At 66.4% G+C, this 8,353-nt stretch carries 9 protein-coding genes and 1 pseudogene; all 10 read right to left on the bottom strand.

Annotated elements, in window-relative coordinates:
* Positions 1 to 703, bottom strand: a pseudogene (gene purH, locus IT472_RS01770) (bifunctional phosphoribosylaminoimidazolecarboxamide formyltransferase/IMP cyclohydrolase); the annotation flags it as partial.
* Positions 704 to 817: 114 nt separating this feature from the next.
* Complete coding sequence (fis, locus tag IT472_RS01765) at positions 818 to 1,081, bottom strand: DNA-binding transcriptional regulator Fis (RefSeq protein ID WP_297177458.1); 264 nt, start codon at positions 1,079 to 1,081, stop codon at positions 818 to 820.
* 122 nt (positions 1,082 to 1,203) lie between these two features.
* A complete protein-coding gene (locus IT472_RS01760) occupies positions 1,204 to 1,719 on the bottom strand; it encodes a DUF3426 domain-containing protein (RefSeq protein WP_297177455.1) in 516 nt (171 codons plus the stop codon).
* Positions 1,716 to 2,645 carry a 50S ribosomal protein L11 methyltransferase gene (gene prmA / locus IT472_RS01755; RefSeq protein WP_297177452.1) on the bottom strand — a complete coding sequence of 310 codons (930 nt, stop codon included), beginning with the start codon at positions 2,643 to 2,645 and terminating at the stop codon, positions 1,716 to 1,718. The genes IT472_RS01760 and prmA overlap by 4 nt, the downstream gene beginning before the upstream one ends.
* 44 nt (positions 2,646 to 2,689) lie before the next feature.
* Positions 2,690 to 3,421 (bottom strand): hypothetical protein, encoded by a 732-nt coding sequence (locus IT472_RS01750; RefSeq protein WP_297177449.1) that lies wholly within the window; start codon positions 3,419 to 3,421, stop codon positions 2,690 to 2,692.
* Positions 3,422 to 3,594: 173 nt separating this feature from the next.
* On the bottom strand, positions 3,595 to 4,902 hold the full coding sequence (locus IT472_RS01745; RefSeq protein WP_297177446.1) for a hypothetical protein: 1,308 nt from the start codon (positions 4,900 to 4,902) through the stop codon (positions 3,595 to 3,597).
* A 129-nt stretch (positions 4,903 to 5,031) separates the two neighbouring features.
* Positions 5,032 to 6,399 carry an acetyl-CoA carboxylase biotin carboxylase subunit gene (accC, locus tag IT472_RS01740; protein ID WP_297177443.1) on the bottom strand — a complete coding sequence of 456 codons (1,368 nt, stop codon included), beginning with the start codon at positions 6,397 to 6,399 and terminating at the stop codon, positions 5,032 to 5,034.
* 14 nt (positions 6,400 to 6,413) lie between these two features.
* On the bottom strand, positions 6,414 to 6,893 hold the full coding sequence (gene accB, locus IT472_RS01735) for an acetyl-CoA carboxylase biotin carboxyl carrier protein (protein ID WP_297177440.1): 480 nt from the start codon (positions 6,891 to 6,893) through the stop codon (positions 6,414 to 6,416).
* 16 nt (positions 6,894 to 6,909) lie between these two features.
* Complete coding sequence (gene aroQ / locus IT472_RS01730; protein ID WP_297177438.1) at positions 6,910 to 7,350, bottom strand: type II 3-dehydroquinate dehydratase; 441 nt, start codon at positions 7,348 to 7,350, stop codon at positions 6,910 to 6,912.
* Positions 7,351 to 7,637: 287 nt separating this feature from the next.
* On the bottom strand, positions 7,638 to 8,243 hold the full coding sequence (locus IT472_RS01725; protein WP_297177436.1) for a TlpA disulfide reductase family protein: 606 nt from the start codon (positions 8,241 to 8,243) through the stop codon (positions 7,638 to 7,640).
* Positions 8,244 to 8,353: the final 110 nt, after the last annotated feature.

Raw genomic sequence — 8,353 nt, 5'->3', positions numbered from 1 at the left:
TCTCGCCGTAGCGCAGGTCCATCAGTTTGACGAAGCTGCCGTTGGCCTGCGCTGGGAAGGCACTGCGCGCCGGCACGGCGCTGCTGGCATCGGTGATTGCGGACAGGTAGTTGCTGATCGCGGCGTCGTACTGGGCGACGCGGTTGAACGCGGCCACCGACAGCACGAAGCGGGTCTGCGCCGACAGTGCGCCGGCGTTGGCGGCCAGTTCCTCGATCAGGCCGACGTACTGCGCAGGTTCGGTGGCGACCGCGACGCGGGCGAAGTTCTTGGCCGCGCTGCGCAGCATCGCCGGGCCACCGATGTCGATGTTCTCGACCGCATCGGCAAGGGTGCAGTCAGCGCGTGCGGTGACCGCTTCGAACGGATACAGGTTCAGCACCAGCAAATCAATCTTGCCGATGCCGTGTGCGTCCATCACCGCATCATCCAGGCCGGCACGGCCCAGCAAGCCGCCGTGCACGATCGGGTGCAGGGTCTTGACCCGGCCGTCCATCATCTCGGGGAAGCCGGTGACATCGCTGACGTCCTTCACGGCAAGACCTGCATCACGCAGCGCCTTGGCGGTGCCGCCGGTGGACAACAACTCGACGCCATGCGCAGACAGCGCCTTGGCGAGGTCAAGCAGGCCGGTCTTGTCGGACACGGAGAGCAAGGCGCGGCGAACGGTCACCGGCGCGCCGGGGGTGGAATCGGCGGACATGCGCTGTGGATCGTGAGGAAAGCGGAATTATAGCGGCCGCGGTGCCGACGCAGTCGGCTACGTCAGAGTATTGCGCGGGCTGACAACTCCAGGATGGCGTTGTTCAGACCCTCCTCAGGCCGGCAGGTCGTAATCGCGCAACTTCTTGCGCAGGGTCGCGCGGTGGATGCCGAGCATGGCAGCGGCGCGGCTCTGGTTGCCTTCGCAATGTTCCAGGACTTCACGGAACAGGGGAATCTCCAATTCCCGCAACGCAATGCTGTAGAGGTCGTTGGTGGCACAGCCGTTGAGATCGCGAAGGTAGCGACGCACCGAGTGGGCGACGTGCTCGCGCAGCGGCGTGCGGCCGGCGTTCGGGCGGGAATCGGGGAGGTTCAAGCGGGGTCCTCGCGGCGACCGCGTCGCGGCAATGCGGCGTGCGGTCAGCCCAGTCTAGCGCGATGCGGGGGGCGATGGACAATCCGTCGTCGACTGTTTCGTTGACATGATCGGGAATCGCGTCATTCGAACCGGAAATCGAAGGCCACCACATTGGGGGCCGGTTCGAGGATGTCGAACCCGATCGAGACCGCCTGGCCCGGCGCCAGTTGCGCCGGATGGCTGCCGTTGCCGAGATATTCCCTGGGCTGGAAGCGGCGTGCGCCGAGCGGGCGCGCATTGACATCGGACAGGCTCAGCGCCAGTGCCGGCCACGGCTGCGGCCAGCGGGCGTCATTGCGGAAACTCGCCTGCACGCGCAGCACGCCCGGATGCTCCGGTTGGGCGATGACATCTCGCGCCAGCATGGTGATTGCCGCCGGTTCGTGCCAGGGCGGCAGGGTGCAATGCAAGGCCTTGCACAGGGATTCCAGCGCGGGGCGCAGCTGCGGATTCGCGGCCATCTGCTCACGCTCGAGCCACCCCAGTTGCGCGGCCAAGGCGACCACGAGCGCGCTGAGCGCCAGCCATTCACCACGGCGTCGCGAGGGCCTTCCGCCGCGCGCATGCCCATGGGCGAAACTCGGTGCGTGGGTCATGCGGCCACCGCCACGGCGTTGCGAACGCCGTCGATGCGCACCCAGTCGCCGTCCTGGTCGATGGCAAGCCGATCGAACCACGGCGCGTAGCGTTCCAGCAAGGCTGGCTCCTGCCCGGACAGGATGCCTGACATGGCCAGGCGACCGCCCTGCGCCGTGCGCGCCGCCAGCGTCTCCGCGAGCGCATCCAGTGCGGTGGCTAGGATGTTGGCGACCACGATCGAGGCGGCCGAGGTCGGTGCATCCGCCGGCAGGAAGGTGTCGATCGTGACGCCATTGCGCTGGGCGTTGTCGGCGGTGGCAAGGATGGCCTGTGGATCGTTGTCGACGCCGACGGCCTGCGCCGCTCCCAGCTTCAGTGCCGCCAGCGCGAGGATGCCGCTGCCGCAGCCGAAATCGAGCACGGCCTTGTCCTGCAATTGTCCGCGGATGGCCAGGTCATCCAGCCAGCGCAGGCACAGCGCGGTGGTGGGATGGGTGCCGGAGCCGAAGGCAAGGCCCGGATCGAGGCGGATGATCGCCGCATCGGGGCTGTTCGCACCCTCCGGCAGGTCATGGCTCCACGGCACGATCCAGGTGCGGGTGCCGAACTGCATCGGCTGGAAGGTGTCCAGCCAGGCGCGTTCCCACTCCTGATCCTCGACCTTCTCGAATCGCGCCGAGGTCCAATCCAGATCGGCGTCGAAGGCGTCCAGTGCAGCCAGCAGCAGCAGGGCATCGGTCTCGATCGGGAACAATGCAGTCAGGGTCATTTCATCCCACAACGGCAACTCGCCCACGCCGGGTTCGAAGATCGCCTGTTCGTCGGCGGCATTCAGATGGGCGTCCTGCAGGGTCACGGCGAGGGCGCCCACGTCCTCCAGTGCGCGCTCGTAGCGCGGCTGCTGGGATTCGGTGCAGGTCAGGGACAGTTGCAGGTAAGGCATGCGGCAAGTATTGGCCATGCGGGCCGCGGCGAAAAGGTGGCGACTCAGGGTTCCTGTCGTTCCTGCGCGTTGCGGGCGACGATCCAAGCCTGTCGCCGCTGCAGCAACCGGGTGCCGCCGTACAGGTAATTCAGGCTGAACAGCAGGGTCATGCCGATCAGCAGCAGGTGCCAGCCGCCGGCGATGAAGGTTTCCGGATAGCGCTGGACCAGCCACCATGCAAGGCCCTGGAAGGCAATCGCGGAGGGCATCATGAACACGATGTTGAGGCGTTGGTCCTTGATGATGTCGTCCAGCAGCAGGCGCTCGGCCGCGGTCGAGAAATCGTCGGCGTGGTGGCGCACGATGCGCAAGTCATAGGCGTACAGGCCCCAGACTGCGATCGCATACAGTGTGTTCAAGGCAAACCAGTGCTGCGGATTCGCCACTTGGGTGAGCGCGACGGCCTCCAGCAGGGTGGTGCCGAAGTAGACGAAGGTATGGCCGAACTCCAGCGGCCAACCGATGAAGGACAGTGTGTGCAGCAGCGAGCGCGACCAGAAGATCAGCACCACCAGCAGGCCGGTGGCGATGTAGGGCCAGGCCTGCCAGTGCAGTTGCACGATGGGATCGACGCTGGCGGAGGCAAGGACGCCCAAGGCGAGGCCCTGGATGATGCTGATTAGGGTCAGCTCGATGTTGACGACGGTGGCGTCAAGCGCGTTCTTGGCGTCGGATTTCGCTTGCCGTAGCGCGGGTGCACCGAGGTCATCGCTGGAAGGAACCGGATCGGACATGACGATGCAGACGGGAACCCACGCCCATGGTGGCACGGGCGTGGGTGGTCTGCATCGTCTCGGTGTTGAAGGCAACGCTGATTGAGTCGGCGTGAGCTGCGTCCGGGCATGCACCGGACGCAGCGTGTGCTGACACGTCCAGGAGGGACTTGTTCAGCATGGCCTGAAACCGATCAGCCGCCGAGGATGCCGTTGAGCAGGCCGCGCATGCCGCGTCGCTGCTGCTGTTGCGGCTGCTGCGGGTTGCCGTCCTGATTCTGCATCCCGCCCAGGTCGAGGCCGAGGAAGGCCGACGCGGTCGAGCGCGTGCGCAGGCGCACGCTCCATTCCGGGTTCCAGGCCTGCCTCGGATTGGCGGGCTTGGGCGGATAGGTGATGAAGTTCTCCGGGCCGAACGCGGACATCTGCAGCATGGCCGGCATGCCGGACTGCTGGCCGCCACCGCCAGCGAAGATCCCGCGGGGGATCACGCAACTGGTCGCGGTTCCCGGCAGGAACACCTTGCGGCGCAGGAAGCCGTTGACGTCATTGTCCGACATCGACACATGCAAGGCCGCCCCCGCGCCCGGTACTTCGGCGCTGCTCCATGAGGTCATCTGGTAGGCGTTCTGGCCGAGCGGCTGCATCCCGACCGCGGAGATGAAGTAGGCATTGCCGTGGGCCACCGCCGGCCAGCCGAGGTAGACCGCGTCGGTCAGCTGGCCTTGGGTGCGCAGGTTCAGCTTGGCCATGAAGTCGGAGGCGTCGCTGACCTGGAAATGCATCGAGGCCGGGATGCCGTCCCCGCTGATCTGGTGGTCGCCGGCCAAGCTGGCGCCGGTCGGCACCTTGCGCCCGTCGCGGGGATTCGGCCAGTACACGTAGCCGGGACGGATGCCGATCGTGCTGTCGGCCACCGTGATCCCGCGCGATACCTGGCCGGTGGTCTGCACGCCGAAGCCTTGCATGCCCATCGGGCCCTTGCTGGGGTCGAAGGTGCCGCCACGCACCTTGATGGTGGTGATCTTCGGCTGGCCGGGACGCACGGCGGCGCCGCAGCCCCAGTATTCGACGATCTTGATCTCCATGTCCTGCGTGGTGACTTCGCGCGGCGCGTCGGGGCGACGGCCATCGGACCGCTGCACGGTGATCGGCACCAATTGCAGCGAACGCCCGAGGTTCAGCCCGGCCGGGATCTGGTCGGCAGCCTCCGCGCCGGGCTTGTTGGCGTTGTGCAGGGCAAGATCGAGGTATTGGCCGGTCGTGACGCCGGTGTGGGTGGTCGGATAGACCGGCCGGCCGGTATCGCCGCCCATGCGACGCGACATCATGCCGCTCATCATCCCGCCCATCATCCCGCCCATGTCCGGCATCCCGGCCATGTTGTGGGTCAGCGCTTCGACATACAGCGTGATGGGAGGGGCCTTGCCCTGTTGGCTGGCGGCCGGCAGTGCGGCCAAGCAGGACAGGAGGGTGACGAACAGGAGCTTGCGACGTTGCATGAGGACGATCCTGGACCAGTGGAGAAATTGCCTGATTGCGATACAAGCGTAATTCGGGGCGGCGACCGGTCATCGGCGATGGGGTCCGGTTCAGGTGGGTCGCAGGCCCGGAACCGGCGGCGCGCATCATCACAACATCGACAGCGCCTTTTCCCGGCGTTCGGCCAGCTTCTTTTCGAGGTAATGGATGTTCTGCCCGCCTTGGGCGAAGCCGCCGTCGGCGAGAATGCGCTGCTGCAGCGGGATATTGGTCTTGATCCCGTCCACCACCAGCTCCGACAGCGCCACCCGCATGCGTGCAATCGCCTGTTCGCGGGTGGTGCCATGGACGATGAGCTTGCCGATCATCGAGTCGTAGTTCGGCGGCACCCGGTAGCCTTCGTAGATATGGGTATCCATCCGCACTCCGGGGCCGCCGGCGGCGTGGTAGTGCTGGATCAGGCCGGGGCTGGGCATGAAACTGTCCGGATCCTCGGCATTGATCCGGCATTCGATGGCGTGGCCGCGCAGCGCGATGTCCTGCTGCCTGATGGACAGCGGCTCGCCGCCGGCGATCAGCAACTGCTCGCGGATCAAGTCCACGCCGGTGATCATCTCCGTCACCGGGTGTTCGACCTGGATGCGAGTGTTCATCTCGATGAAATAGAAACGCCCGTCCTGATACAGGAATTCGAAGGTGCCGGCGCCACGGTAGCCGATCCGCAGGCAGGCCTCGACGCAGACCTGGCCGATCTGCTCGCGTAGCTCCTGGGTGATGCCCGGCGCCGGCGCTTCCTCGACCACCTTCTGGTGGCGGCGCTGCATCGAGCAGTCGCGTTCACCGAGGTAGACCGCGTGGCCCTGGCCGTCGGCCAGCACCTGGATCTCCACGTGGCGCGGATTTTCCAGGTACTTCTCCATGTACACCATGTCGTTGCCGAACGCGGCCTTGGCCTCGGCCTTGGTGGTGGCGATCGCATTGGCCAGCGCGGCCTCGGTGCGGACGTCGCGCATGCCGCGACCGCCGCCGCCGCCGGCCGCCTTGATCAGCACCGGATAGCCGATCTCGGCGGCGATCTTCGCATTGGTGGCGGCATCATCGCCCAGCGGCCCGCCGCTGCCGGGGACGCAGGGCACGCCGGCGGCCTGCATCGCGCGGATCGCCTCGACCTTGTCGCCCATCATGCGGATGGTGTCGGCGCGCGGGCCGACGAACACGAAGCCGGATTGCTCCACCCGTTCGGCGAAGTCGGCGTTTTCCGACAGGAAGCCGTAGCCAGGGTGGATCGCCTGCGCGTCGGTGACCTCGGCGGCGGCGATGATCGCCGGCATGTTGAGGTAACTCTGGGCCGACGGCGCCGGCCCGATGCAGACCGATTCGTCCGCCATCGCCACGTGCTTGAGGTTGCGGTCGACCGTGGAATGCACCGCGACCGTGCGGATGCCCATCGCATGGCAGGCGCGCAGGATGCGCAGTGCGATCTCGCCGCGGTTGGCGATGAGGACTTTTTCCAGCATTGCGATCCCCTCGCTTAGCCGATGACGAACAGCGGCTGGTCGAACTCGACCGGCTCGCCGCTCTCGCAGCGGATCGCCAGCACGGTGCCGGAGGCATCGGCCTCGATCGGGTTGAACATCTTCATCGCCTCGATGATCCCCAGGGTGTCGCCGACCTTGACGGCCTGGCCGACGCTGACGAAGGCGGGCTTGTCCGGTGCCGGGCTGGCATAGAAGGTGCCGACCATCGGTGCACGCACGACGTGGCCATCCGGCAGGTCGTTCGCTTCCGCCCGATGGCTGCCGCCGGTGGCGGCCTGCACGGGCGATTGCATCGGCATCACCGGGGCTTGCGGGGCGGGGACGTGCGCGGGCGCGTGGTGGACGGCATGCGCGATGCTGCCCTTGGGCACGCGCGCCAGGCGCACCGATTCCTCGCCTTCCTTGATCTCGATTTCGGCGAGGTTCGACTCTTCCAGCAGGTCGATGAGTTTCTTGATCTTGCGCAGGTCCATCCAAGTAGCCTCTTGGTCAGGCCGCAAGCCGCCGCAGCGCGGCGTCGAGGGCGTAGCGGTAGGAATCCGCGCCGAAGCCGCAGACCACGCCGACCGCCTTGTCGCTGAAATAGCTGTGCTGGCGGAAGGGTTCGCGGGCGTGCGGGTTGGACAGGTGGATTTCGATGTAGGGAATGGCCACCGCGGCGAGCGCATCGCGCAGGGCCACCGAGGTGTGGGTGAAGGCGGCGGGATTGATCAGGATGAAGCCGGTGCCGTCTTGGGCGGCGGCCTGCACGCGATCCACCAGAGCGTGCTCGGCATTGGACTGGAACGCCTCCAGCACATGCCCTGCCGCCGCCGCACGGGCGACCAGATCGGCATCGATGTCCGCCAGCGTGGTGCGGCCATAGACCTCCGGCTCGCGACTGCCGAGCAGGTTCAGGTTGGGCCCATGCAGGAGCAGCAGCGTCGCCATCGGCGCAGGTCAAATCCCCCGGAAAACGGCGTGCAGTGTCCCGCGAACGGGCGTTCGTGTCCAGTTCGACGAAGTTTCGCCGGATAACAGAATTTTAATGGCGTGTTCGAGTGATTGCTCTAAACGCTGTGGCGCGGGCGTGCTGTGGTGCGCCTCGAATCAACGTGAGGCTTTCTGCCTGCCATGGATCGCTGATGGATCGCTTGCCCCGAATCAATCAAGCCAAGTGATTGCTGCGCTTGAGCGAGTCCGGGCCTTGGCCGGACTCGGTTGGACTGACCACTCCTTTAGGGCGTTGCCCAGCGTGCGATGGCGGCGCTGTTTTCGAATGGTCCAATTCGAGTCTTGATCAGGCGGCCTTCCGCGTCGATCAGTGCTGAATACGGCAAGACACCCGCACGATTCCCCAGCTGCACCCCGGCATCGGCGGGGCCTGGTGAGTCGACCAGAACCGGATAGGTGATGCCATGTTGGGCGATGAAGGCTTGCACTGCAACCGGATCGTCGAGTGCGATGCCGACGACATGCACGCCGTTAGCGCCCTGTTGTCGGGAGAATTCTTGCAGATCCGGCATTTCTTTCAGGCACGGCGCGCACCAGGTGGCCCACAGGTTGATCAGGGTGGTGTGACCCTTCCAGGCTTCCGGCAGTGGCACCCGCGTGCCAGCCAGATCCGGCAATTCCAGCGTCGGGACGCGTTCACCGCGGCGGGCCACGATCACACCCGGGGGTGGTTTCGGGGCGCGCGCTTCCAAGGTGGCCTGCAGCGCATCTTGGCCGAGTTGGGTGCTGGCCAGGCCGGTGGCGAGATGCGGCTCGAAATAGACGCTGGCAACGGCGCCCGCAAGGGCCGCGGCTCCCGCTGCCAGCAATACGATTCGATTGGAGGGCATCATCGTGCCGCCTGCGCCAGCGCGTCAGCCGCCATGCTGGGCGTCAGCAACACCGGCAGCACGCGGCCTTCGCCGCCGCCACGCGGATACACCACGTACAGCGGCACCCC

The organism is Thermomonas sp. (genome assembly GCF_020850895.1).
GTDB lineage: Bacteria > Pseudomonadota > Gammaproteobacteria > Xanthomonadales > Xanthomonadaceae > Thermomonas.
This window is presented reverse-complemented; position numbering and strand designations above follow the sequence as displayed.